This is a genomic window from Amphritea atlantica (genome assembly GCF_024347255.1).
Lineage (GTDB): Bacteria > Pseudomonadota > Gammaproteobacteria > Pseudomonadales > Balneatricaceae > Amphritea > Amphritea atlantica.
Map to the genome: position 1 here is coordinate 4,675,890 of NZ_AP025284.1, position 25,453 is coordinate 4,701,342.

A 25,453-nucleotide genomic window follows, 5' to 3' on the forward strand; every position below is an offset into this window, starting at 1 on the left:
CGACAGGCCGCAGGGCTTTTAACAAGAGAACCAGCTGGAAACCGGCTTGTCACGGGTTCCGCTGATAATTATTAGCAGCTTATTCAATAAAGTGGGGAATAATCTGTTCCCGTCCCAGCTCCGCTTCACCAATGATCCATGAACGAAATGTTTCTGCGTGGGGATGTTCATACTGATTATCGGGAGAGACCAGATAGAAAGCTTCTGTCGTTGGAACCCGCTCTTTGAGCGGCGCCACCAGACGACCCGATTCAATCATGTCAGCGACCAGTGCAGAGCGTCCCAGCGCTATGCCTTGCCCGCAAGCAGCCATTTCCAGTGCGGTTATCAGAGTATCAAACTGTACACCCTGATCAGATTTAACATCTTGATAGCCTGTCTGACTGAGCCAGTATCCCCACCCCTCTTCATAGCCCACCACATGCAGCAAGTCATGCCCAGCAAGTGCAGCCGGGGTATCCGGTAGTGCACTGCCACTATCAAGTACAGGACTACAGACTGGAATCAGCTCATCCCAGGATAAACGATCAGACCTGAAACCTCGCCAGTTACCTTTACCGTAGCGGATCTCCAGATCCGTATCTTTTTCCCGTTCATCGGGCCAGATATTACTGCTGAAACGCAAATTAACATCGGGATGCAGTTTACGAAATTTCCCCAACCGGGGCGCCAGCCAGGTAGTAAAGAAGACCAGATTAGTTCTGACCGTCAATAAACGGGTACGCCCCTGGCCGAAAATCTCATCGGTCGCGACAGCCAGGCGCTGAATCGATTCATGCACTGCGGGCAGATAGGCCATACCCGCCTCCGTTAGTTCCAGCCCCCGGGGTAAACGCTTAAACAGGGTTACCCCCAGTTGCGATTCGAGTCCCTTAATCTGCTGACTGATCGCTGCCTGGGTCATATTCAACTCGGTGGCTGCCTGGGTAAAATTCAAATGCCTGGCTGAAACTTCAAAGGAGCGTAGCCAGTTAAGGGGGGGTAATCTTTTTTTCAATGTGTTACCTATAAAAACAGATATCCCAGAGGATCTATTGTATATAAGAATAACGCAAAAAAGGCCACATACCCGTCGCTGAATATGTGGCCAATACGGTGACTCTAAGTTACTTCATGGTTGGCATCGAGAACTCAACACCTTCACGCACGCCTGCAGAAGGCCAGCGCTGAATAATCGTCTTACGTTTGGTATAGAAGCGCACACCATCCGGACCATAGGCATGCAGATCACCAAACAGAGAGCGCTTCCAGCCACCGAAACTGTGGTAGGCCACAGGCACCGGCAGAGGTACATTGATACCCACCATACCAACCTGGATGTGATCGGAGAAATAACGCGCCGCTTCGCCATCACGGGTAAAGATACAGGTACCGTTACCGTATTCATGGTCGTCAATCAGTTGCATCGCTTCGTCCATGCTGCTGACGCGCACAACCTGCAGCACCGGCCCGAAGATCTCTTCCTGGTAACTCTGCATGGCAGGGGTAACGCCATCAATCAGGGTGGCACCGACGAAAAAGCCCTCTTCATAACCGGCGACCTGAGGGTTGCGCCCATCGATCACGACCCGCGCACCATCAGCTTCCGCACTGTCGATATACCCCACCACTTTCTGCTGATGCTGACGAGTGATTACAGGGCCGAAGTCGTTGCTGCTATCGCTATAAGCACCCACTTTCAGGGTCTGCATCGCTTCGCTCATTTTAGCAACCAATGCATCGGCAGCGGCATCACCAACAGCAACCGCAACAGATAGTGCCATACAGCGCTCACCGGATGAACCAAACGCAGCACCGAGCAACTGGTTTACCGCATTATCCATGTCCGCATCAGGCATGATAATCGCGTGGTTCTTCGCACCACCCAGCGCCTGGCAACGCTTACCGTTGGCATTCGCGGTGGAGTAGATATACTCAGCAATCGGTGTAGAACCCACAAAGCTGACGGCTTTGATACGCTGATCAGTCAGCAGCACATCGACTGCTTCCTTGTCACCGTTGACCACGTTCAGTACGCCATCCGGCAAGCCTGCTTCCTGCAACAGCTGGGCGATAAACAGTGTGGAGCTTGGATCACGCTCAGATGGTTTCAGAATGAAGGTGTTGCCACAGGCAATCGCCAACGGGAACATCCACATCGGTACCATCGCGGGGAAGTTAAACGGTGTAATACCGGCGACCACACCCAGTGGCTGAAATTCGCTCCAGGAATCGATATTCGGACCGACATTCTTGCTGTATTCACCTTTCAGCAGTTCTGGAATACCGCAGGCAAACTCAACGTTTTCAATCCCCCGCTGTAGCTCACCTGCCGCATCATGGCTGATTTTACCGTGCTCTTCACCGATCATCTCGCAGATGCGGTCAGCATTCTGTTCCAGCAGTTCCTTAAAGCGGAACATGACCCGGGCACGCTTAATGGCCGGAGTATTACGCCATTCAGGGAATGCAGCCTGAGCCGCAGCGATGGCGTCTTCGACGGTGGCTTTAGATGCCAGTGCGACCTGCTTGGATGCAGTACCGGTGGCAGGATTAAATATATCCTGAACCCGTGCTGCGTCGGTGACAATTTGACCGTTGATCAGATGTCCAACTGTGTTCATGTGATTTTCCTCAAAGTTGAATCAGGCAGGACTTAGCCTGCCGGTATAGCAAAGGGAGACAATTGCTCAGGCGTTACCAGAGCTGCTTGTAGATCTCGACAATCTGTTCAGCACTGGGTACACGGGGGTTATTATTCGGTGAACCTGACGCCAGCGCTTGTTCAGCCATGGTCGGCATCAGGTCAAAGAATTGCTGACGAGCAATGCCGAACTGCTCCGGTGTCGGCACCTGCAGCTCATCATTCAGAGCCCGCAACTCATCCATCAGTTTACTGTTGGCCACATCGGTGCTGTCCTGCTCGGTGGCAACACCCATCGCCCGGGCACAATCCGCATAGCGTTCTGCGGCTTCGGGGATAGAGAACTCGGTAACCGCAGGTAGCAGCATCGCATTCGACAAGCCATGGGGCACGTGGAAAGCAGCACCTATTGGCCGGCTCATGCCATGCACCAGCGCGACCGAGGCGTTGGAAAAAGCGATCCCCGCCAGCGTTGAGCCCAGCATCATCGCTTCCCGGGCAGCTTTATCAGTGCCATCGTGGAACACCCGACGCAGATTAGGGCCGATAAGGCGCATCGCCGAAAGTGCCTGACTATCGCTGTATGGGCTGGCCTTCTTACTGACATAGGCTTCCATCGCATGAGTCAGCGCATCAATACCGGTATCCGCTGTAATCCGCGCCGGCAGGCTCAGGGTCAGGCTGAAATCCACCAGTGCTGCGACCGGCATAAAACCGATACCGACACAGAGCATCTTCTCATCAGTGGTTTCATCCGTAATGATGGTAAAACGGGTCACTTCTGATCCGGTACCGGCGGTGGTTGGTACCGCTATAATTGGCAGACCTTCCTCATTGACGATACGGGGGAATTTGTAATCCCGCATCGTGCCGCCGAACTTACCCAGAATACTGATCGCCTTGGCACTGTCGATCGGACTACCGCCACCCAGGGCGATAATACTGTCGTAGTTACCATGACGCACAGTATCAACACCCGCCTGAATAGAGCTGACAGTCGGCTCTGGTACCGTGTCATCAAAGACCTCGGCGGTGATGGACTGTGCCGCTAAACGGGTTTGAATGCTATCTGCATAACCCAGCTGGACCATCATCTTGTCGGTAATAATCAACGGCCGGGAGCAACCCAGGCTGGTGAGGATAGCCGGAATTTCCTGACTTGCCCCTTCACCAACCTGCATGACACGGGGAAGAATTATCTGAGTAGACATAAGAACTCCACTTTTCTGAGATCCCAGCATTATCCAGCTGGAAATCCAATAAATAAGCGCTGTTAGGGCACCTCAACCAGAGGGCTATGGTGCCCGGTCAGGCTATGTGTTAACGGTTACAGCAACATCTTTTTCACTGACGGAGGGCGTCAGCACAGTGCTTGCAAGACTCTTAGGAGAGACAGTCAGCGCCCCTGGAAGCGGCTCGTTACGTAACGATTTACACAAGCCAAAAGCCGCGAGAATGACCACAATCGAGAATGGTAATGCAGCCACAATAGACGCAGTCTGCAAGGCTTTAAGTCCACCAGCAAACAGCAATACCGCAGCCACCGCACCGATAGCGATACCCCAGAAGACCCGATAACGCGCTGGCGGATGCTCATCACCCATGGAGATCAGCGTACAGATAACCAGCGTCGCAGAATCAGCCGAGGTTACAAAATAAGTCACCAGCAAAACGGTACAGATGCCGGCCATCAGCATGGTCACCAGCTCACCATTGCCCATCAGCTCGATCGTTTTAAACAGCGCCATCGTCAGATCATCGTTAACCGCCTCGGTCACACCGCCGCTGCCGAACAACTCAATAAACATCGCGGTATTACCAAAAATGGTGATCCATAATGCCGCCAGCATAGTCGGCGCCAGCAACACACCCAGGACAAACTCACGAATGGTACGTCCTTTAGAAATACGGGCGATAAACATGCCACAGAAAGGAGCCCAGGCGATCCACCAACCCCAGTAGAAAATTGTCCACCAGCCCTGCCACTGACTCTCAGGGTCAGGATTAACCCATAAACCCAGCTCTACTGCATGGAACAGGTAGTCACCGGTATTGGTGAAAAAGGAGCCGAGTAAGTACGCGGTCGGTCCAAAGATGACAAACAGCAGCAGAATCACGATCGTCAACTGCATATTCAGCTCACTGAGAATCCGGATTCCCTTATTCACACCGGAAAGAACGGAGGCGGTAGCAACGACCGAGATAACGGCAATCAGAATAATCTGATTGGTGATAGACACTTCCAGACCGAGTAGATAGTTCAGGCCGGCATTCATCTGTTGCGCCCCAAGGCCCAGTGAGGTAGCAATACCAAAGACCGTACCAAAGACTGCCAGCAGGTCTGCTGCATGACCAATAGGCCCATAAATCTTGTCACCAAAGATGGGATACAGGCTCGAACGGATAGACAGGGGTAAGCCTTTACGATACGAGAAATAGGCAAGCGCCAGACCGATGACCGCAAATAATCCCCAGCCATGCAAACCCCAATGGAAAATAGCAATTCGCATCGCTACCTGAGCTGCTTCTACAGTCTTAGCCTGCCCGTCTGCAATAAACGGGTTACTCTGAAAGTGATAGATGGGCTCGGCAATACTCCAGAACAGAATGCCTATGCCGATACCCGCGCCAAACAGCATGGAAAACCATGAAAAACGGCTAAACTCAGCCTTTTCTCCCTCTTTCCCCAGCCGGATATCTCCATAACGGCTAAAGATCAGCCATACGGAGAGAAACAGAAACGCACTCATGATCCCCACATAGTACCAGCCGAGGTCTGACGCAATATACGCTTTAGCAGCACTGTAGATCGAATTGGCATATTCCGGATCGATAACAGTAAATAACACAAACGCCATTACCAGCAGGCCTGAGCCGACTGCCATAATAGGGTGAGTACCAGCAAACAGGCCCGTTTCAGGCATCATCGCTTTATAATTCATGACGCACTCCTTTCGCGTATTACCATCACGGAACAATCAGCATGACGCATAACATGAGCAGCATTGGCGCCTATCAGGTAGTCTTTTAGTTCCGGACGATGGGATGCCATGACGATCAGATCCGCATCAACTGAAGTCGCCAAACGAAGAATCTCTTTGTAAATACTCCCCTGACCAACCATTGGATTAACGGTAATGCTTTCCGGAACCTGCTGTGCAATCAACTGCTTGAGTGATTCGAGGCCCTCCTGTTGGATATGTTCATCAATTCCATCCGGCAGATGAGCCGCGATAGCGGGAATATCGGCATTAGGAACAACGGTGACAACATGCAATGTTGCACCGTTGCTTTGCGCTTGTTCGATTGCATCCGGCAGGGCTGAACGCCACGAGCTTTCGTGGTACAGATCTACCGGTATGACGATGTTGTTGTATTTATTATTCATGGTTCGTCTCTTTGCTTAGGGTTCAGGTTTTTGAATCGAGCCCGGTGGCAGTGACCACTTCTTCCAGACTGGCTGCAGAAGCAATTCGGCAGCCATTGTTATGAATCGCCCCAGAACTGAAAAGCAAAAAAAAAACACCCTTAGACCATAAAATATTTATGTATAGACAGGCAGTCTCATAAGATTTTATAAAAAACCTATTAAAAACAGATAGATCACTCAATTACCTTGAAGACACAAAACAAAGCCATAAAAAAAATGATGCCTAAGCGGTTTTTTTTATTGCTGGTTCCGCTCCTGGTTCACTCCTAACATTGCCAACCGATAGCCTTCCCGTGCCGAACAGTCCCGTCGGCAGAGGAACGTTATCAGCGATCAGGCCAGTGCCGCCTTAGGCGACCGTAGCCATGATCGCTTTGAATACAAACCGGCATTTCCGGATGTAACAGTAGAAACCGATCGTTCCTCACCTTGATAAGCGTTGCTACGGGCAGGAACCGCTTCTGATTAGGAAGAAAATTGAGATGAACAATAACAACCAATTACCTCTGACCGGTGTCCGCGTAGTAGACTTTGGCCAACAGATTGCCGGTCCAGCGACGGCCATGACTCTGGCAGATCTCGGCGCCACAGTGATACATATCGATCCACCTCAGGGACCTCAATGGAACCATCCGGCTAATGCCATTCTTAACCGCAACAAGCGCTGTCTGAATCTGGACCTGAAGACCCGCAACGGTCTGCAGCAAGCACTGTCACTGATCGAACAGGCCGACATCGTTATCGAAAGTTTTCGTCCGGGAGTCATGCAGCGTTTGGGGATCGATTTCGGGCAGCTACGCGCTGAGCGCCCGGAACTGATCACCCTCTCCGTACCGGGTTTTGCCAGCAATGATGAGCTGCGGCGTGAATGGAAAGCCACCGAAGCAGTGGTTGCAGCCACCTCTGGCGCTTTCACCGATATGGGTTTCAACCGGGTACTAATGGGTATTGAGCCCAGCTTCTCACCTCTGCCGCTGGGTTCGTCCTACGCCACTACGCTGGCCGCCAGCTCTGTCGTGCTAGCCCTGCTGGAGCGGGAAAAAACTGGCCGTGGAGACAGTATCGAAGTTCCGGTAAGTGCTGCCCTGATGGAAGGCCTGTCTTACAACTCCTATGTTGTCGAAGGGCTACCCGATCGTTATAAAACCATGCGTGAACACGAGATCGAATACCGTAAAGCTAACAACATTAAAATGGATCTCTCCTATGATGATCTGCAGGAATACCTGGATCCTTTCTATCGCACTTATGAGTGTGCCGATAGTCGCAAGTTCTACTGTGTCTGCCCATCCCACCGCAACCATGCCAAACGGGCTTTGCAGGTTCTGGGAATCTATGATGAGCTGGTCGCCGAAGGCCTGCCCGATGTAAAAGACCTGCACCAGCCGATTGCAGAATGGGAGGGGGAAACCTCGATTGGTGTTTATCCACTGCCGAAAAAGTGGGCAGACATTATCTCTGCAAAAATGAAAAAGGCTTTTCTGACCAGGACCTCTGAAGAGTGGGGCGTGGCCTTTGGCGAAGGTCAGATTCCGGGGGCACCGCATCGCACCACCCAGGAATGGGTTAACAATGAACACACCAATGCCGCAGGCCTGATCGTTGAAGTTGATGATCCGGAATACGGTTTGATGAAACAACCAGGCCCTTTTACCTGGTTTGAACATAATGCCGAGCAGATGCTGACACCACAACCACGCAAAAAAGTCAGCTTTGATGAGGCATTGGCAGAACTGAAGTCCGTTGCTCAGGCAGAAAGGGTCACCCGTCCTGTGGGTAATGCTATTCAGCCAGCATCCGGTAAAGGGTGGCTGGACGGTCTGCGGGTTCTGGATCTGACCAATGTGATTGCCGGTCCGCACTCCGGCGCCTTCCTGAGCCGTTTCGGTGCCGAAGTGATCAAGCTTGATCCGGTTACGCCACTGTACGATCCTTTGATCGGCACCCTGTTTAGCTTCCAGACTGACATGGGCAAGAAAAAAGCCCTGGTTGATATCATGACGACAGAGGGCCGCGAAGCGTTCAACCGCCTGGTACGTTCAGTCGATCTGGTACTGATCAACGCACCGAGCCGACAGATGATACCACTGGGCCTGGACCATGACAGCCTGCAGGCCGTCAATCCGGGTGTGCTGTTCTGTCGCCTCGACTGCCTTGGCGGCCCACGTCCGGGCCCCAAAACTAACTATATCGGTTACGACGATATCATTCAGGCTAACAGCGGTATCATGAGTCGCTTTGGCGGTCCGGACACCCCTGAGGAGCACGCCCACCTGGGGACACTGGATGTAAACTGTGGTTTTGCTGCTGGTCTGGGGATGGCCGTGGCGATCTATCACAAACTCAGAACCGGCATCGTATCCCGTGTCAGAACGTCGTTGTCAGCAGCTACCAACCTGGCCCAGATTCCCTTTGCGTTCGACTATGAAGGTCGGGCACCGTTCGATGAACCCTCCGGTCGTAATGTACAGGGGAATCACGAGCTGTCCCATTTCTACGAGACCAGCGATGGCTGGATATTCCTCGACTCAGATATCTCTGAACTCAATAAACTTAGCGCTATCGAGGGGCTGGAGCAGATTGTCCATGCTGAGTGCATCTCAGACTACCTGACAACCGCCTTTAAACAAGCCGTTAGCGCATACTGGGTTGATGTTTTGCACAGTGCCGATATCGCAGCGGCGGTACCTAACTCGATCGAAACCCTGCGCGATCAGTACAGCCGCGTAGCCGATGGCAGTGTGGGAGTCGACCGGGGCAGCTATGCCTTCTCGATCCACCCTGATCATCCCAGCGGTCACTGCCTGACGCAGATTGATCATTACGCTATCCGGCCTGTTGAAGCCAGAATCAAAGCGGTGTCGCCCGCAGAAAGCTTTGGTCATTCCACCCGAGAAATACTCCGTTCGGTGGGTTACAGCGAGATTGAAATCGAGTCGATGATTGAACGCAAAATTGCCGGCCTGGCCTGGGGTAGAGAGTTCCTGCCAAGTTAATTGCACCAAACAGGCGGGGAGTCCCCCGCCTGTTACTTTTCAGGAGGGTTGCATGTCTTATCGTATCGTATCCCCACGTATTATGCAGATAGGCGACGGTTCGATCTCAGAGCTACCGCATATTCTTCGCTCACTGGGTTATCGTGTCCCGATGATTGTGACCGATATAGCCATCGCCGGTCTGGGTATTACCAACCGCGTCTCTCAACTGCTGGATACCTATCGTATCCGCCACGAAATTTTTCAGGAAATACAGACAGAGCCAACCATCACTGCAATAACCGCGGGGGTAACCAAAGCGCTGGCCGGAAATAACGACCTTTTCCCTGAGCCTTTTGATTGCATCATCGCCCTGGGTGGCGGCAGCACAATCGACATCGCTAAAGCGATCGGCAGGGTAGCAGAATCGGGATTCACGTCTCTGGATACCCGCTATCACACTGCATCGACCGACGGCCTGCCAATTATCGCAATACCTACCGCCATCAGCGGATCTGAAACATCAAAATACAGTTTTATTAAGGATAACAACGCAGAATCACAGATCACCTGCACAGACCTGGGCTTCAATCCCGTTGCAGTAATCGTCGATTCTGAACTGAATCGCAGCCTTTCCCCGCGAATGATCGCCGATTCCGGGCTGGCAGCATTAGCCCGGGGAATCGAATCGTTCGTCAGTCGCAACGCGACGCCGTATAGCGACCTGCAGGCATTAACAGCCATACGCCTGATCAGTCAAAACCTGCGTCCCGCAGTACTGCAGAAAAATAATACCACTGCGCGACAAGCTATCATGCTGGGAGCCAACCTGGCGGGCAGCGCTTTTTCCATCACCTCAGGCGCTCTGTTGCAGAGCATGAGCAACACGCTGCAAAGCTTTTGTCGCCTGCCTCATAATCTTGCTAATGCGATGCTGCTACCCGCCATCACAGCATTTTCCGCCTCTTCTACTCCGGAACGGTACGCTAACTGCGCCAGAACCATGGGTATAGCGACCGATAAAGACAGCGATGAGGCTGCCATTAAAAAACTTATTGCTGCGCTGGAAACCCTATACCAGGAGCTAAAACTTCCGAGCCTGTCAGCATACGGCGTGGAACAAGCGTATTTCCATACCCATCTCGAACAGATGACCGAACAGGTCATCGCATCCGACCTGATTCACAACCATCCACGCATTCCCACCCGGGAAGAGATCATCTTCATCTATGAAAAACTGTGGCATACGCAGTGACCATGCTTCCCGTTTTCTCTCTTTGTGAACTGATCAGTCTAACGATCATTCAGCAACCGGTTAACTAACCGGCCTTAACAAGATAAATGAAGATCTAGCAAAATAAGTGGGCCCGGAGGCGGATCAATGCCCGAAGGCCATGACAACATCGTCGCTCTTTGACGATGGCCCTAGGTGTAAGCAGAAAACGCAAATAATCGAACCAGGTTCGAGGACGCCCTGTCCAAGTCCCAGATACGAAAAAGCCCCAGCTCTCTTCCTACAAGATGAGCGAGGCTCTATCAAAAAAAAGTGGTGCCCGGAGGCTGAGCGATGGCCGAAGGCCATTACAACATCGTCGCTCTTTGATGATGGCCCTAAGTGTAAGCAGAAAACGCAAATAATCGAACCGGTTCGAGGACGCCCTGCCCAAGTCCCAGATACGAAAAAGCCCCAACTCTCTTTTTACAAAGATGAGTGAGGCTTTATCAGAATCATTGATGCCCGGAGGCGGAGCGATGGCCGAAGGCCATTACAACATCGTCGCTCTTTGATGATGGCCCTAGGTGTAAGCAGAAAACGCAAATAATCGAACCAGGTTCGAGGACGCCCTAACCAACTTCCAGATACGAAAAAGCCCCGCTACGAAGCGAGGCTCTATCAAAAATAAGTGGTGCCCGGAGGCGGAATCGAACCACCGACACGAGGATTTTCAATCCTCTGCTCTACCGACTGAGCTATCCGGGCAACGGGCGCCTATTAAACACGGCCCCCCAATAAAAATCAACTTAATTTCCAGACTGTCCTGTGAAATATTATGTTATTGATCAATAAGTAACCGATCAGATACCATATTGTGTCCGATATGCAGAAATTGCTTCGATCTGAGCGTCCATGCCACCCTTTTCTGCCAGATAATCAAGCAGATCGTTCAGCGACACGATGCTGGCAACCGGCATATTGTAATCGCGCTCCACTTCCTGAATCGCCGACAGTTCTCCTTTGCCCTTCTCCTGCCGGTTCAGCGCAATCACGGTGCCTGCCGGTGTTGCTCCTGCCTTATCGATAATATCCATCACTTCACGGATCGCAGTACCTGCGGTTATGACATCATCGATGATCAATACCCGGCCTTCCAGCGGCGCCCCCACCAGATTGCCCCCTTCACCGTGGTCTTTTGCCTCTTTGCGGTTGAACACGTAGGGAACATCCTGACCAAACTCAGTCGCCAGCGCCACACAGGTTGCTGCGGCCAGCGGAATCCCTTTGTAGGCAGGCCCCAGGATGACATCATACTCAATACCGGACTGCTGAATGGCTGCCGCATAGCAGGCGCCCAGACGGGCAAGCGCGGCACCACTGTTAAACAGTCCCGCATTGAAAAAGTAGGGGCTGGTGCGGCCCGATTTCAGGGTGAACTCGCCGAATCGCAACACCTCTTTATCAATAGCGAACTCGATAAACTCTCTCTGATAGTCCTGCATCCGGGGTCTCCGCAAAGCTGTGTAAAAAGTAGCGCGTATAATACAGGGTTTCTTACTGTGCCTCCATTGTGAACAATACTTAAACTCTGAATTCTTCACGGAACCATTAATAGTCGGTGCTTTAGATTCAATTTTGCTTAAACACCCAGTACAATGCGCCTTTCGCCTCAAATTGTGTTTCTCACAGGTTTATACGTTATGCGCGTCATTACATTCAATACGCAGGGTATTGAACAGGCAACAGACAACGGGTTCTTCCAGTGGATGGTGAAGCAGGATGCCGACGTGGTATGTCTGCAGGATCTGCGTGCCAAAGATTATCAGTTGGATGATAAACGCTATCGTCCGGATGGCTATGAAGCTTATTTCTTCGATGCCTTTGAAGATGGCTATAGTGGCGTGGCGATCTACACCCGGGTGATGCCGAAAGCGATTATGACCGGTCTTGGATTTGAACAGTGTGACTTCAATGGTCGCTTTATTCAGGCCGATTTTGACAATGTCAGTGTGGCATCCTTCAGTGTCCCTTCAGGTCTCAAGGGCGCTGAAGCTCAACAGGCCAAAGATGAATATCTTCACCTGCTCAAGGGACACTTCACCAAAACCCTGCGCAAACGACGTGAGTTTATCTTCTGCGGGCCTCTGTTAATCGCCCACAAACCAAAGGACCTGAGCAACTGGTATGTTAACCAGAAGGTGTCCGGCTTTCTGCCTCAGGAACGGGAATGGATGGAAGAGCTGTTTGGCGAAATGGGGTATGTCGATGCTTTCCGTCAGGTTAACCATGTGGATCAGCAATACACCTGGTGGCCGGACTACAACAAAGCACGGGATCTGAACGAGGGAGCTCGCCTGGATTATCAGATCACCACCGCCAACCTGCGTAAAACGATCAAATCAGCCTCAATCTACCGGGGTGAGGTGTTTTCCGCCCACGCACCGCTGATTATTGATTATGATCTCTGAGATCGGCCTGACGCATAAAAAAGGGAGCCGTGGCTCCCTTTTTATATTCGATTAGGCTCAGGCTAAAACTTTTTCCTGAAGCTCACACAGCTCTGCAATGCCCTTTTTTGCCAGTTCCAGCATCGCATTCAGCTCTTCCTGTGAATAGGGTTCACCCTCTGCGGTGCCCTGTACCTCAACGAAACCACCTTTATCGGTCATGATCACATTCATATCGGTTTCGGCAGCAGAATCTTCAGCATAATCCAGGTCCAGCACTGGTTCACCTTTATAGACACCAACAGAGATTGCCGCCAGGCCATACTTGATCGGATCCCCTTTCATCGCCCCATGCTTATCTTTCTTGAGAAAGCTGACCGCATCGCGCAAAGCCACATACGCACCGGTAATCGACGCCGTGCGGGTGCCGCCATCCGCCTGAATAACATCACAGTCGATGGTAATGGTGTTCTCACCCAGTTTCTTCAGATCCATACAGGCCCGCAGTGAGCGGCCAATCAGCCGCTGAATCTCAACGGTACGACCACCCTGCTGTCCCCGGGCGGCTTCACGGCCGTTACGACTGCCAGTTGCCCGCGGCAGCATGCCATACTCAGCGGTAACCCAGCCCGAACCCGAGCCACGCAGAAAACGTGGAACACCCCGCTCAACCGACGCGGTACAGATCACTTTGGTATCGCCAAACTCCACCAGCACGGAGCCCTCAGCATGCTTAGTGAAGTTCCGGGTGATACGCACCTCACGCATCTGGTCCGCCCTGCGATTACTCGGCCGGAAAGTTGTGACGCCAAGGTTTTGTAACTGATCTGAAATTGTTGAGCTCATGTACTTAGGAATCCTGTTCGGAACCCCGACTGCACGCATAGTGGAAGCGGCCGAGGACTGTTAGAATAAAGCGCAAATCCGCCAACACCCGTTCAGTGTCGGCAACGAAAACAGCATTCTAAACGAGAACCGACAATATGACACGTAGCATGACCGCTTTTGCCCGCCAGGAAATGCAACATGAGTGGGGCAGCCTGATCTGGGAAGTCCGTTCAGTCAATCACCGCTATCTGGAGCCCCACCTGCGTCTGCCAGAAAGCCTGCGTGATCTCGAAGGTCCGCTGCGGGAAACCCTGCGCAACAAGCTCAGCCGCGGCAAAGTAGAATGCACACTGCGGTTTGTACCAGAGGCCCAGTCGCAGACGCTGACCGTAAACGAAGCCTTTGCCCGGGAACTGCTGGCAGCGGCACAGCAGGTGGAAAACCTGCTCCCGGTATCCAAACCGATCGACACCATGGATCTGCTGCGCTGGCCGGGTGTTCTGCAGGATACCAGGCTGGACATGGACGCCGTCAAGAAAGCCTCCCTGACCCTGTTTCACAAAGCGCTCGATGAACTGATCGACAGCCGCGGCCGCGAAGGTGTAGAACTGGCCGCCCTGATTGATCAGCGCCTCGACACCATTACTGAGATTGTGACTGAAGTCCGCTCTAAGTTACCGGGTATCCTGCAGGCCCAGCGCGACAACCTGAGAGCCCGTCTGGAAGACCTCAAAGCGGAGCTGGACGAAGGCCGTCTTGAGCAGGAGATGGTCATCCTGGCCCAGAAAGCTGATGTGGATGAAGAGATGGACCGCCTCAACACCCATGTTCAGGAAGTAAAACGGGTGCTCAAATCCAAAGGCCCTGTTGGCCGCCGACTGGACTTCCTGATGCAGGAACTCAACCGCGAAGCCAATACCCTGTCATCCAAATCAATCGTATCGGACACCACTCAAAGCGCAGTGGAACTGAAGGTTTTGATTGAGCAGATGCGGGAACAGATCCAGAATATTGAGTGATATTGCTTATCTATATTAAAACAGATAGCGGTAAACGCCCCGGAGCCTATTTTGAAACAGAACATGTTCGTTAAGTACCTGATCTGGATCGCCGAGATATTTACCGAGGCTAAATCATTTGAAGCCAACCCAATTCTGGGCAACAGGCTTCTGAATCGCCCGGGGCTGCATGTTTTGCGAGTTGTTATTGCTCGTTTAATAACAGGGTTTCGCCGCTGGATTCTTAGCTGGAACATCAGTTCAGCACACCGCCGCGAGTTTCGTCAAAAGGATTATTTGCGCATCAGCAATGCTCTACCGCCTGAACTGTTTAAACGTTTGCAGGATGAAGGTGAGCACTGCTGGCCAGAGATTCGGGAGTTTATTCAGGGCAATACCACCACCCGGATCACCTTTCTTGATCAGGAGGCCCTGAAGCAGCTTCCTGCAGCCAGAATGCTGTGTGAGTCATCCTCAATAAGAGATCTGCTGACTTACGTGGCTTCAACCGCTATCCGTCCCTGACCCCACTTCCTGCGTGTCTGCAACCGCGGCTGTGAAGTTAACGGCGACCCGCAGAAACACTTCCATTCAGATACCTTTCACCCAACGATGAAAGCCTGGTTGTTTCTTGAAGATGTCACGGCCGACAAAGGCCCCTTCCAGTATGTCGAAGGTTCTCACCGGTTAACGCTGAAACGGCTTGGCTGGGAGTACCGACAAAGCATTCAGGGGCGGCAGCTGAATGAACGCTATGCGGCGCGAGGATCATTGCGCATTCCTGAGCGTGAACTGGCCTCACTGGATCTTTTGCATATTCAGACATTTGATGTTCCCGCCAATACGCTGGTGATTGCCGATACCTCCGGCTTTCACCGCAGGGGAGAAGCTGCGGCAGACTCTTCGCGCCTGTCGGTCTATTTCTCTTCGCGATTAAACCCGTATATCCCCTTCCCCCTGCCTGATTTTGAGCCGATAAACCGGTTTGCCGAAAAGCAGGTAGCGAAGCAGGTTGCCAGCACAACCACAAGGGCAACATCCAATGAATAATCCAACCACCTGATTGCACCGTTTTTGCCCACAATAATGAATCACCGGTAGTTAAGGGGGCAAAAATAGCGGCCACTAAGCACATTATTTGCGATATCCACTGAATATTCAGCCATACACTAAAGCGGCTTACTTTTTGCTATCTCTTTCTGACAATATTTTGGCATGGCAATGAAGCCTCCTTTAGTCCTCTCTCCGATGACTAAATAGGGGCTTTTTTTGTTTCTGAGGGAGAGAGCTCAATGCAGTGGTTAACCTATCCGGTTTTTTTATTGTTATATCAGATTGGAATCAAAGGAGTGATCGCGCTACTTTCAGCCACCACTCTGTCCGGCTTAGGTTTATTCCTGATACTACCCAACCCCCCTGTCTGGCCCTTACTATTAACCGGATACCTTGGCTGCGCGACACTCGGATTACTTCTGAGAGAAGTTGATCACCTCAGTGATAGAACGCTCCCAGTATCCGCAGAACAATCTGACTGTACAGGTGGGTTACTGATACAACCACTGTTTCGTCAGTTTCAGCAGTTGCTGAGAGCATCAGGCCGAAAACAACAGCTACTGCAACAGCGGCTGGATGAGATCTCCCACTCTTCACAGGAACTGGAACAAAGCGCCATTAGTGTCACTCGTAGCGCGGAACAACAAAGTGACGCCGCTGGCACAGCGGCGGCTGCGGTTGAAGAACTGAATGTCAGCATCAATGAGGTCACCCGACTGGCAGATGCCTCCCGGCACACCAGTCTGGATGCCAGTACCCAGATTGAAGAAAGTATTCAGCAATTAAATGAGCTGGTTGCCACTGTTGCCGATATAGCAGAACAGGCACTTGCCACCAATGCGCTGATGCGCGAACTGAGTGCTAACTCCGAAGCGATCAACAAAATGTCGGGGGTGATTCAGGGCATTGCCGATCAGACCAACCTGCTCTCCCTGAATGCCGCCATCGAAGCGGCACGGGCCGGAGCCAGTGGTAAAGGTTTCGCCGTGGTGGCAGATGAGGTCCGTAACCTGGCGCGTCACAGCCAGGAATCGGCGGCAGAGATCACCCGCAAGATTGAGTCTGTACAGCACCATATCACCTCAACCGGTGAAAAAATGTCCCGCCTGTCAGCCAGTGCCAACCAGAGCCTGCAGCGTTCGGAGCGGGTTCGCTCACAACTCGATAGCGTTTGTGGTCGTACGCAGGCGTTAACTGAACAGGTTATACAGGTTGCCGTCAGCACAGAACAACAAAGCCTGGCGGTTGCCGAAATAGCCGCTCTGGCTGAACGGGTCTCTCAGGGCAACAGGGATAATCTCGAGGCAGCGGCCCAGGCACGAACCATCGCTCACCATCTGACACAGCTGACGGGGTAATCAGGATGACCGGATTTTTCTATCCAGAGTGGCCAGGATTAACCGGTATCCTGCTACTTACGGGCCTTGCTGCGATCTTTTTTATCTTGCACCGGCGGATGCGAAAGCAGCAACACCGCCAGTTGACCTCAGGCATTAAGCAACTGGCGTTACTCCGGCTTCTGCTGGCTGACTTTCAGCGGCATCGGGGACTAAGCACCGGTCTGCTTTCAGGAGACCACAGCCTCCAGACTGATCTGGATATCACCAGAAAGCAACTCGAAACCCATATATCCAAAGCCCGACAACAGAGCACACGATATCAGACCCAATGGCATAGACTGACTACCCAGTGGCAACAGATTTGCCAGAGCACAACGTCTGCAGACACCAATCTGCTCAATCATCATGACCTGATCCGCAACACCATCTTTCTGATCGAGGATATAGCCAGTGAACTGGATCTGAGCTCCTGCCCCAAAGAGATGAACTATCTGCAGAGCATCTGGCAGGAAGTGGTGCAAACCGCAGAATGGACCGGCCAGGCACGGGCACTTGGCACCGGCATCGCAGCAGCAGGATCCAGCAGCGCCGCTCAGAGAGTACGCCTGAGATTTCTGCATGCAAAAATCAAACAGCTATCGTTAACCGCTTTTACCGCGCTGAAACAAAGCAAAACAGACCACCTTAATCTGCAACAATCACAGGCAACCGTGAATAGTTTCCTGTTATGCCTGGAGCAGGATCTGCTAAACTGCGATCGCCCTCAAATAGACGCCAAACTCTACTTCGAACAGGCAACCGTCGCGATTAATAACCTTCTGGGGCTGATGGATGCTGCGTTAAAGGATTTACAGCATGTTACCAAAGCGTTCTGACACGCCATACGAAGCGATAACCCGCTCGGCGAATCGGTCAGAAAAAAAACGGATAGCGAAGTACATCGCTTCCCCTGGCCAGTATCGGGACTATTCGCTTTCAAGCCACTTTCAGCCGATCTACAGCGTCGCACATCGACGCCCTATCGGCTACGAGGGGCTGATCAGAGCCCGATCTGCAGCGGGCTTATCAATCCCGCCGGCAGAGCTGCTGTCATTACCCCAAAACAGTTCTCAGATGCTGACGCTGGACCGACTTTGCCGCACACTGCATGTGCAAAATTTCACTCCGCAGAGTGTCAACAATGAGTGGCTGTTCGTAAACCTCAACGCGCAATCGCTGATCTGTGAGAACCCGCAAAATGGGTTCACCCAGCAACTGTTAGAAGACACGGGGTTAGCCGCGCACCGACTGGTTATTGAGATTCTGGAAAACGAAGTCAAAGACACCGGACTCCTGAAAAACTATATCGATTATATTCATCATCTAAACTGCCTGATCGCCATTGACGACTTCGGCGCTGGCCACTCAAACTTTGATCGTATCTGGCAACTGAAACCCGATATCGTCAAACTCGACCGAAACCTGATCCGCGAAGCCGCACAAAGCAAACGGGCAGCCAGTATTCTCTCGGGAATAATCTCTTTGCTGCACCAGACCGGAAGTCTGGTAGTGGTTGAGGGAGTTGAAACTGAAGCAGAAGCGACGGCAGCGATCGCCGCAAATGCGGATATGATGCAAGGCTTTTATTTCGCCCGCCCTGCCCCCTGGTTGTTAACAGAGAACACCGCTTGCGACATCATCGACCAACTGCTGTTCAGGCAGAGGGATCAGCGCTCGATGCAGTTTAAAGCTCAGTCAGACAATATGGGGCATATCAAGCACCTTTTTCAACAGGCACTGAATGACTTCATCCTCCATGAAAGCCTGCCGCAAAGCTGTACTCAACTTTTCCGAGACCCCCGCGCGGTGCGTTGTTTTCTGCTGGATGAGAACGGCCATCAGACCAGCAGTACACTGAATCCATTCCATCCGAGACAACAGATAGAACTGCGCTTTGCGCCGCTTCTGTGCGGTGACAAGGGCAACTGGTCTCACCGCCCCTATCACTACCTGGCCATTGATCAGCCCGGCACCACCATTATTAGTGAACCCTACCTTTCCATAGCCGACTCGCGCATGTGTGTCACCCTGTCACAGGCGATTCAAGCGGGTAACCACGTGCAGGTTTACTGCTGTGATCTTGACTGGCAGTAAAGCCCCACCATTGACACAGCTCCCTTAATTGGAGCCGCTGACCATGCCCTGATTGTTTGTTTCAAAGCGCTATATAACGGTTTCTGTTAGCTTGTGGCCTGCATATTGCTAAATCTTCATAGCAAAGTGTTTTCAACCATTCCAGACAATTTTTAGTGCTATATTGCACTGTTATATGGCATGGTTGAATTGGCCGCTCAAGGGCGCACAAGAAAAGTGCAACAAGGTTCCTGGAACCGAGGGTATCTACATGAGTATCGACTGGACAGAGTATTCCACCGGCAACTTTTATGATGAACTGATCGCAGAGGACTGCTCCCCAAGGGAACCGGCGACCCGGCTGGTAAACTACCTTGGCTCTTTAAGTACAGCTGAGATAAATAAACGCAAAGAGATGGCCGAATCAACCATTCAGGAGATGGGCGTCAGCTTTACCGTTTACACCGAAGAGGGCAATATTGACCGCGCCTGGCCTTTTGACATCATTCCACGCACCATTTCAGCGTCACACTGGGAGAAAACCGCCAAAGGTCTGAAACAACGACTCAAAGCGCTGAATATGTTTATCAACGATCTCTACCATGATCAGGAGATCATCAAAGACGGCGTCATTCCTGCTGAAATTGTCCTGAAATCCAAGAATTTCCGCCCTGAGTGTGTTGGTGTTACCCCGCCTCATGGTGTCTGGGCTAATATCTGTGGTACTGATCTGGTCCGCGATCTGGATGGCCAGTTTTATGTACTGGAAGATAACCTTCGGGTGCCATCCGGCGTGTCTTACATGATTGAAAACCGGGAGATCACCAAACGGGTTCTGCCGGAGCTGTTCTCCAAAGACTCAATTCTGCCGGTGAATAACTACCCCGCTCACCTGTTTGATATGCTGGCGTCACTTTCGCCACGGGATATATCCCAGCCTGAGATCGTCGTCCTGACTCCGGGAATATTCAACTCTGCCTATTTTGAGCATGCCTTTCTGGCGCAGCAGATGGGGGCAGAACTGGTCGAAGGCAGCGACCTGGTGGTGGAAGATGACGATTGTGTCTATATGAAAACCATCAGCGGTCTGGAACAGGTTGATGTGATCTATCGCCGTATCGATGATGAGTTTCTTGATCCCGAAACCTTCAGAGAAGACTCAATGCTGGGTGTTCCTGGCCTGATGCGGGCATGGAAAGCGGGCAATGTAGCGCTGGCCAATGCGCCCGGTGCAGGGGTTGCCGATGATAAGGTGGTCTATGCTTATGTCCCCGATATCATCCGTTACTATTTGCAGGAAGAGCCTCTGCTGCCAAACGTAGAGACTTTCCTCTGCTCCGACCCGGAGCAGCGTCAGTACGTGCTGGAAAATCTGGATAAGCTGGTGGTCAAGCCCGCGAATGAATCCGGCGGTTACGGTATGCTGGTCGGTCCCCACTCAACCAAAAAAGAGCAGGAACAGTTCGCCACACTGATCAGCAAAAATCCACGTAACTACATCGCTCAGCCAACCCTGAGCCTGTCAACCGCCCCCACCCTGTGCGGTTCGACACCGGAACCCCGCCACCTGGATCTGCGCCCCTTTATTCTTCAGGGTAAAAACCTGTTTGTCACCACCGGAGGCCTTACCCGGGTGGCGATGAAAAAAGGGTCTCTGGTGGTTAACTCATCTCAGGGTGGCGGTAGTAAAGACACCTGGATTGTTGAGGAGAAACGCTAATGCTATCTAAAGTTGCTGAACGGATGTACTGGTTCTCCCGCTATATCGAGCGAGCTGAAAATACCGCCCGGATGGTCGGAGTGTACGACAACCTCCTGTTTGACCTGCCCCGCTCAATCAATATCAGTTGGTTCAATCTGGTGGTCATCAACTCATCCGAAGATGTATTTAATGCACGTTATACCGTCAAGGATGAAAAAAATGTTGTCAAACTGCTGTTAGCGGACAGCACCAACCCAAACTCAATGTCATCCAGCCTGCTGATGGCCCGGGAGAATGTGCGCACCAGCCGGGATGTCTTACCGCTGCCACTGTGGGAACTGATCAATGAGCTGTGCATGTATGTATCAGAACATATTCGCGATGGTATCAACCGCACCAATCGTCACGGCTTTCTTGATAATGTGATTAAGGGTTGTCAACAGATTAACGGTCTTCTGGCAGACAACATGAGCAAGGATGCAGCCTGGCAGTTTATCCGCCTGGGCCGTAACCTGGAGCGGGCCGATATGGCCAGCCGTATCCTCGATGCAGGTATTACCGCGCAGCTGAGCAGTAGCGATGTAGAACAGGATCTTGATCCCTCGCAAATCATCTGGGGGAACGTATTACGGTCATGCGATGGCGCCATGAACTACCGGCGCACCATGCGGGCTACAGTTGAGGGAACCCGGGTGTGTCAGTTCCTGTTACACGATAAACACTTCCCCCGCTCAATCACCTTCTGTGCTGATCAGATAGCAGCGGCCGTCGATCTGCTGCCCGCCTGTGAAATAGAGGAACTGGCAAAACTCAAAACCTTACTGGCCGGGGAACCCGGCGAGCTGGATGAAAGCTTCAGCGATTACCTCAATGACCTGCAGTTAAGCTTTGCGAACCTGCATATGCAGTTTGGTCAGTGCTGGTTCGCGCTGGACAGGTAGACTAGCTCAACCAGACATCTGATGCACTCAGGTCTGAGGCAACGCTCTCTGGCAGAACCGAATATCGCCGATGACCTGAAACCACACAACAGATCAGCAATCATAACGTTGACCACGCCGGTGGCCCCAGACAGGTATCCCTGATACGGCGCGGAAAAACAGCTACCTGTGCAACCTAAAAAACCCCGCTAAGCGGCTATTTTCCACCCAGCGAATACTCTATCGCGGGCGAAAGCGCTATACTCTCCCCCTCAGATTTTATGCCGTCATTCACGGTGAAATAACAGCCCGGAAAAGCGACCAGATTTATGACCCAGTTAGGAACCCTGTATGTTATCTCAGCACCCTCCGGCGCCGGTAAAACCAGCCTGGTAAAAGCCCTGCTAGCGCAGGACACACAGGTTCGCGTCTCGGTATCCCACACAACCCGCCCGATCCGTCCAGGCGAAACCGATGGTAAAGATTATAACTTTGTCACCATGGAAACCTTTGACGCTGAAATTCAGAAAGGTCAGTTCCTGGAATACGCCAACGTCTTCACCAATAAATATGGCACCTCCCGGATATGGGTTGAGGAACAGCTGTCACAGGGAATGGATGTCATTCTGGAAATCGACTGGCAGGGCGCGCAACAGGTTCGCCAACAGATGCCTGACTGCGTCTCCCTGTTTATCCTGCCCCCCTCAATCACCGAATTGCGTAAACGCCTCACCGGTCGTGGCACCGATTCTGAAGAGACCATTAATCATCGTATGTCAGAAGCCCTTAATGAGATACGTCACTACCGTGAATATCAATACCTGCTGGTCAATGACAATTTTGATACCGCGTTGCAGGAACTGCAGTCTGTCTTCACTGCCCGCCGACTGGAACTCAGACGACAACAACAAAAGCATGCCGCAATGCTAACCGGACTCTTGTCAGAATAGATCGGCTCAGGTAGACTGGCCGGCTCTCCGAATCAGGTCTGAAAATTGGCCTGAATGACTGAATCCTATATCCGAGGTCGCTAAATGGCTCGCGTAACTGTTGAAGATTGTCTTGAACATGTAGACAACCGTTTTGAATTGGTAATGATCGCTTCTAAGCGTGCTCGCCAGATCGCAACGGGTGGTAAAGACCCAAAAGTTGAATGGGAAAATGACAAGCCTACAGTCGTTGCTCTGCGTGAAATCGCAGAACAGTATATCGACGTAAGCATTTTGGATGAACGGGAAGAAGATTAACTCTTTTTCAATCCGTCCGAATAAGGCATCATCACTATAGTTTCTGTTTTTTTGTAGTCCTGAGAAATCTGACTACGCTAGAGGCATAGGAGTAATTGATGCCAACTGTTGATGCGCTTTCTGATCGTCTGACCGGCTACCTTGATCTGCAACAGATCAAGCTGGTCAGACGTGCGTATTATTATGCTGAACAAGCCCATGACGGGCAGCGCCGTAAAAGCGGTGAACCCTACGTTACCCACCCCCTTGCAGTAGCCTCAATTCTTGCCGGAATGCACATGGATCATCAGAGTCTGATGGCGGCTATGCTGCATGATGTGATCGAAGATACGGCGGTTTCCCGGGATGGCCTCGAAGGCCAGTTTGGCACAGTTGTCGCTGATATCGTTGACGGTGTCAGTAAGCTGACACATCTGGAGTTTGAAACCCGCGCCGAAGCGCAGGCGGAGAACTTTCAGAAGATGGTACTGGCGATGGCAGTTGATATCCGGGTAATACTGGTGAAACTCGCTGACCGCCTGCATAACATGCGCACCCTCGGCGCTATGCCGCCAGAAAAACAGCGACGTATCGCCCGTGAAACCCTCGATATATACGCTCCGGTTGCCGCCCGTTTAGGCATGCGCGATCTGCAACTCGAACTCGAAGACCTGGCATTTCAGTCATACCACCCGATGCGGGCCAAATATATCCGCCGGGCTGTGGTACAGGCACGGGGGCAACGTAAAGATGTCATCACCTCCATAGAGGAAGCGATCCGCAACCGGCTTAAACAGGAGGGCCTCCCCGGTACGGTTTCTGGCAGGGAAAAACACCTCTACAGCATCTACAGTAAGATGAAAACAAAGGGTAAATCCTTTGCCGAGATCATGGATGTATTTGCTTTCCGGATTGTCACTGAATCCGTAGACGACTGTTATCGTGCCCTGGGTATTGTACACAACCTGTATAAGCCAGTGCCGGGACGCTTCAAGGATTACGTTGCCATTCCCAAAGCCAACGGTTATCAGTCACTGCACACCGACCTGTTTGGTGCCAGGGATATCACCATTGAAGTACAGATCCGTACCAAAGAGATGGATGCAGTGGCCAGCCAGGGGATCGCCGAACACAGTCACTATAAAATCTACGGTGACTCAAGTTCAGCAATTGATGGCTATAACCGGGCGCGCAAATGGGTGCAGGGACTGCTGGAGATGCAAAAACGGGCCGGGAACTCGATGGAGTTTATCGAAACCGTTAAAACCGACCTGTTCCCTGATGAAGTCTACGTGTTCTCGCCTAAGGGGCGGATCTTTGAACTACCTCAGGGTGCCACTGCCGTTGATTTTGCCTATGCGGTCCATACAGATATCGGCAACTCCTGTGTATCCTGTCGCATCAATCGGCGCTTAGCCCCCCTGTCACAGCCTCTGCACAGCGGCCAGACAGTCGAGATAATTACCACCCCCAGCGCCCAGCCCAACATGGCCTGGCTTAACTTTGTTATCACCGGCAAAGCCCGTTCCGCTATCCGCCACTTTATTAAAGTGCAGCATCGCGGAGAATCAATTGAACTCGGCCGGCGACTGTTAACTCAGTTCCTGTCTAACTACGGTTCAAGCATAGAAGAGATCGATCCAGCAGCTCTGGCTACTGTGTTACAGGAAGCGGAACTGAAATCACTGGACGAACTGCTTCAGGATATCGGCATGGGTAACCGTATGGCCTATGTCGTAGCCCGACGGCTACGCCCGGTTGAGCATGAAGAGGATGAGCCTCAGGAGCTCCCTGACAGCAATAAGGCAACTCTGGCTATCCGTGGTACCGAAGGGATGGTACTGCACTACGCGCGCTGCTGCGGCCCTATTCCGGGCGATAGCATCACCGGGCATATCAGTACCGGCCGCGGCCTGGTCATCCATCGTACCGACTGTCGTAATATCGCCTTTATGAAAGACGATGCTGAGAAGTGTGTCTATCTGGAATGGTCTAACAGCATCGATGAAGAATTCATCGTCAATCTGGACCTCAAAGTCGAGCCTAAGCGCGGCCTTATCGCCACGCTGGCAACCACCGCATCGGGTGCCAGTGCAAACGTTCTGAAAATAGATATCACCGAAACAGACGATGCCCTCAATACCGTCCATATCGACCTGACGGTTAAGGACAGGGTCCACTTAGCGAAAGTGATGCGCAAGCTCAAAGCGCTCAAAGCCGTATACAAAGTCACCCGGGTTTAGCTTTTATCCGCATAAATAGCGCACCTTCGGGTGCGTTTTTTTATAACGACAGTTGCCAGACGTGGCTGCGTGAATCAAAGCAGCTGCTAGACGTGGCTACGCCACTTGCCAGAACGGAGCCTTCGGCTCCTGCTAGAAAAAGCATCGCGACGGGACGTCGCTCGCTACAGGGCCTTGGCTTCTTCAGGGCCACGCTGGCATGCTCCAACCCGCTTACAAAGCGTCCTTTCTGTGAAAATTACCGATACTCCCGGCTAAAAAGGCTTTTGCTCTTGCTCTTGCTCTTGCTCTTGCTCTTGCTCTTGCTCTTGCTCTTGCTCTTGCTCTTGCTCTTGCTCTT

The 25,453-nt window shown here is 52.0% G+C and carries 21 protein-coding genes and 1 tRNA gene; 14 read left to right on the top strand and 8 right to left on the bottom strand.

The window, feature by feature from the left end:
• Window positions 1-79: 79 nt before the first annotated feature.
• From gcvA to OCU43_RS21655, 5 genes are all read right to left on the bottom strand, one after another.
• A complete protein-coding gene (gcvA, locus tag OCU43_RS21635; RefSeq protein ID WP_091362136.1) occupies window positions 80-997 on the bottom strand; it encodes a transcriptional regulator GcvA in 918 nt (305 codons plus the stop codon).
• Window positions 998-1,106: 109 nt separating this feature from the next.
• A complete protein-coding gene (locus OCU43_RS21640; protein ID WP_091362135.1) occupies window positions 1,107-2,603 on the bottom strand; it encodes a CoA-acylating methylmalonate-semialdehyde dehydrogenase in 1,497 nt (498 codons plus the stop codon).
• Between the two features lie 73 nt (window positions 2,604-2,676).
• A complete protein-coding gene (locus OCU43_RS21645) occupies window positions 2,677-3,834 on the bottom strand; it encodes an iron-containing alcohol dehydrogenase (protein ID WP_091362134.1) in 1,158 nt (385 codons plus the stop codon).
• Between the two features lie 102 nt (window positions 3,835-3,936).
• The gene (locus OCU43_RS21650) at window positions 3,937-5,565 is read right to left on the bottom strand and encodes a BCCT family transporter (RefSeq protein ID WP_175483626.1); all 1,629 of its coding nucleotides are present in this window, start codon (window positions 5,563-5,565) and stop codon (window positions 3,937-3,939) included.
• Window positions 5,562-6,011, bottom strand: coding sequence for a universal stress protein (locus tag OCU43_RS21655; RefSeq protein ID WP_091362133.1), 450 nt, complete (start codon window positions 6,009-6,011; stop codon window positions 5,562-5,564). The genes OCU43_RS21650 and OCU43_RS21655 overlap by 4 nt, the downstream gene beginning before the upstream one ends.
• Before the next feature lie 524 nt (window positions 6,012-6,535).
• Between OCU43_RS21655 and OCU43_RS21660 the strand changes: the two genes are divergently transcribed.
• Window positions 6,536-9,049 (top strand): CoA transferase, encoded by a 2,514-nt coding sequence (locus tag OCU43_RS21660; RefSeq protein ID WP_091362132.1) that lies wholly within the window; start codon window positions 6,536-6,538, stop codon window positions 9,047-9,049.
• 52 nt (window positions 9,050-9,101) lie between these two features.
• Entirely contained in the window at window positions 9,102-10,283 is a 1,182-nt protein-coding gene (locus OCU43_RS21665; RefSeq protein WP_091362131.1) for an iron-containing alcohol dehydrogenase, read from the top strand.
• A gap of 650 nt (window positions 10,284-10,933) precedes the next feature.
• Here OCU43_RS21665 and OCU43_RS21670 read toward each other — a convergent pair.
• Both OCU43_RS21670 and pyrE read right to left on the bottom strand, forming a co-directional pair.
• A tRNA-Phe gene (locus OCU43_RS21670) sits at window positions 10,934-11,009 on the bottom strand.
• A 95-nt stretch (window positions 11,010-11,104) separates the two neighbouring features.
• Window positions 11,105-11,746, bottom strand: coding sequence for an orotate phosphoribosyltransferase (pyrE, locus tag OCU43_RS21675; protein ID WP_091362129.1), 642 nt, complete (start codon window positions 11,744-11,746; stop codon window positions 11,105-11,107).
• Window positions 11,747-11,944: 198 nt separating this feature from the next.
• Here pyrE and OCU43_RS21680 point away from each other — a divergent pair, with 198 nt between their 5' ends.
• Window positions 11,945-12,712, top strand: a complete 768-nt coding sequence (locus OCU43_RS21680) for an exodeoxyribonuclease III (protein WP_091362128.1) — start codon at window positions 11,945-11,947, stop codon at window positions 12,710-12,712.
• A 57-nt stretch (window positions 12,713-12,769) separates the two neighbouring features.
• Here the strand turns inward: OCU43_RS21680 and rph are convergent, their stop codons facing one another.
• Window positions 12,770-13,537 (bottom strand): ribonuclease PH, encoded by a 768-nt coding sequence (gene rph / locus OCU43_RS21685; protein ID WP_091362127.1) that lies wholly within the window; start codon window positions 13,535-13,537, stop codon window positions 12,770-12,772.
• A 137-nt stretch (window positions 13,538-13,674) separates the two neighbouring features.
• Between rph and OCU43_RS21690 the strand changes: the two genes are divergently transcribed.
• From OCU43_RS21690 to OCU43_RS21740, 11 genes are all read left to right on the top strand, one after another.
• A complete protein-coding gene (locus OCU43_RS21690) occupies window positions 13,675-14,538 on the top strand; it encodes a YicC/YloC family endoribonuclease (protein WP_091362126.1) in 864 nt (287 codons plus the stop codon).
• 51 nt (window positions 14,539-14,589) lie between these two features.
• On the top strand, window positions 14,590-15,042 hold the full coding sequence (locus tag OCU43_RS21695) for a hypothetical protein (RefSeq protein WP_091362125.1): 453 nt from the start codon (window positions 14,590-14,592) through the stop codon (window positions 15,040-15,042).
• Window positions 15,043-15,129: 87 nt separating this feature from the next.
• Entirely contained in the window at window positions 15,130-15,567 is a 438-nt protein-coding gene (locus OCU43_RS21700) for a phytanoyl-CoA dioxygenase family protein (protein ID WP_091362124.1), read from the top strand.
• Window positions 15,568-16,097: 530 nt separating this feature from the next.
• Window positions 16,098-16,928, top strand: coding sequence for a methyl-accepting chemotaxis protein (locus OCU43_RS21705; protein ID WP_217647482.1), 831 nt, complete (start codon window positions 16,098-16,100; stop codon window positions 16,926-16,928).
• Window positions 16,929-16,933: 5 nt separating this feature from the next.
• The gene (locus OCU43_RS21710) at window positions 16,934-17,785 is read left to right on the top strand and encodes a nitrate- and nitrite sensing domain-containing protein (RefSeq protein WP_091362122.1); all 852 of its coding nucleotides are present in this window, start codon (window positions 16,934-16,936) and stop codon (window positions 17,783-17,785) included.
• Window positions 17,766-19,043: a sensor domain-containing phosphodiesterase gene (locus OCU43_RS21715; RefSeq protein WP_091362121.1), complete on the top strand. Its 1,278-nt coding sequence runs from the start codon at window positions 17,766-17,768 to the stop codon at window positions 19,041-19,043. The genes OCU43_RS21710 and OCU43_RS21715 overlap by 20 nt, the downstream gene beginning before the upstream one ends.
• A gap of 250 nt (window positions 19,044-19,293) precedes the next feature.
• Window positions 19,294-20,742 (top strand): circularly permuted type 2 ATP-grasp protein, encoded by a 1,449-nt coding sequence (locus OCU43_RS21720; protein ID WP_091362120.1) that lies wholly within the window; start codon window positions 19,294-19,296, stop codon window positions 20,740-20,742.
• Window positions 20,742-21,665 (top strand): alpha-E domain-containing protein, encoded by a 924-nt coding sequence (locus tag OCU43_RS21725; RefSeq protein WP_091362119.1) that lies wholly within the window; start codon window positions 20,742-20,744, stop codon window positions 21,663-21,665. Before OCU43_RS21720 ends, OCU43_RS21725 begins: the two co-directional genes overlap by 1 nt.
• Before the next feature lie 308 nt (window positions 21,666-21,973).
• Window positions 21,974-22,594, top strand: a complete 621-nt coding sequence (gmk, locus tag OCU43_RS21730; RefSeq protein ID WP_091362118.1) for a guanylate kinase — start codon at window positions 21,974-21,976, stop codon at window positions 22,592-22,594.
• Window positions 22,595-22,678: 84 nt separating this feature from the next.
• On the top strand, window positions 22,679-22,891 hold the full coding sequence (rpoZ, locus tag OCU43_RS21735; RefSeq protein ID WP_091362117.1) for a DNA-directed RNA polymerase subunit omega: 213 nt from the start codon (window positions 22,679-22,681) through the stop codon (window positions 22,889-22,891).
• Between the two features lie 98 nt (window positions 22,892-22,989).
• On the top strand, window positions 22,990-25,113 hold the full coding sequence (locus OCU43_RS21740; RefSeq protein WP_091362116.1) for a RelA/SpoT family protein: 2,124 nt from the start codon (window positions 22,990-22,992) through the stop codon (window positions 25,111-25,113).
• The last annotated feature ends 340 nt before the right edge of the window (window positions 25,114-25,453 follow it).

Bases quoted from the DNA above. Each gene is read 5' to 3' on its own strand.
- OCU43_RS21725 (WP_091362119.1), top strand. From the start codon at position 20,742: ATGCTATCTAAAGTTGCTGAACGGATGTACTGGTTCTCCCGCTATATC.
- gmk (WP_091362118.1), top strand. From the start codon at position 21,974: ATGACCCAGTTAGGAACCCTGTATGTTATCTCAGCACCCTCCGGCGCC.
- OCU43_RS21660 (WP_091362132.1), top strand. From the start codon at position 6,536: ATGAACAATAACAACCAATTACCTCTGACCGGTGTCCGCGTAGTAGAC.
- OCU43_RS21650 (WP_175483626.1), bottom strand. From the start codon at position 5,565: ATGAATTATAAAGCGATGATGCCTGAAACGGGCCTGTTTGCTGGTACT.
- rpoZ (WP_091362117.1), top strand. From the start codon at position 22,679: ATGGCTCGCGTAACTGTTGAAGATTGTCTTGAACATGTAGACAACCGT.
- OCU43_RS21655 (WP_091362133.1), bottom strand. From the start codon at position 6,011: ATGAATAATAAATACAACAACATCGTCATACCGGTAGATCTGTACCAC.
- OCU43_RS21715 (WP_091362121.1), top strand. From the start codon at position 17,766: ATGTTACCAAAGCGTTCTGACACGCCATACGAAGCGATAACCCGCTCG.
- pyrE (WP_091362129.1), bottom strand. From the start codon at position 11,746: ATGCAGGACTATCAGAGAGAGTTTATCGAGTTCGCTATTGATAAAGAG.
- OCU43_RS21720 (WP_091362120.1), top strand. From the start codon at position 19,294: ATGAGTATCGACTGGACAGAGTATTCCACCGGCAACTTTTATGATGAA.
- OCU43_RS21665 (WP_091362131.1), top strand. From the start codon at position 9,102: ATGTCTTATCGTATCGTATCCCCACGTATTATGCAGATAGGCGACGGT.
- OCU43_RS21690 (WP_091362126.1), top strand. From the start codon at position 13,675: ATGACACGTAGCATGACCGCTTTTGCCCGCCAGGAAATGCAACATGAG.
- OCU43_RS21680 (WP_091362128.1), top strand. From the start codon at position 11,945: ATGCGCGTCATTACATTCAATACGCAGGGTATTGAACAGGCAACAGAC.
- OCU43_RS21740 (WP_091362116.1), top strand. From the start codon at position 22,990: ATGCCAACTGTTGATGCGCTTTCTGATCGTCTGACCGGCTACCTTGAT.
- OCU43_RS21640 (WP_091362135.1), bottom strand. From the start codon at position 2,603: ATGAACACAGTTGGACATCTGATCAACGGTCAAATTGTCACCGACGCA.
- OCU43_RS21710 (WP_091362122.1), top strand. From the start codon at position 16,934: ATGACCGGATTTTTCTATCCAGAGTGGCCAGGATTAACCGGTATCCTG.
- rph (WP_091362127.1), bottom strand. From the start codon at position 13,537: ATGAGCTCAACAATTTCAGATCAGTTACAAAACCTTGGCGTCACAACT.
- OCU43_RS21700 (WP_091362124.1), top strand. From the start codon at position 15,130: ATGAAAGCCTGGTTGTTTCTTGAAGATGTCACGGCCGACAAAGGCCCC.
- OCU43_RS21645 (WP_091362134.1), bottom strand. From the start codon at position 3,834: ATGTCTACTCAGATAATTCTTCCCCGTGTCATGCAGGTTGGTGAAGGG.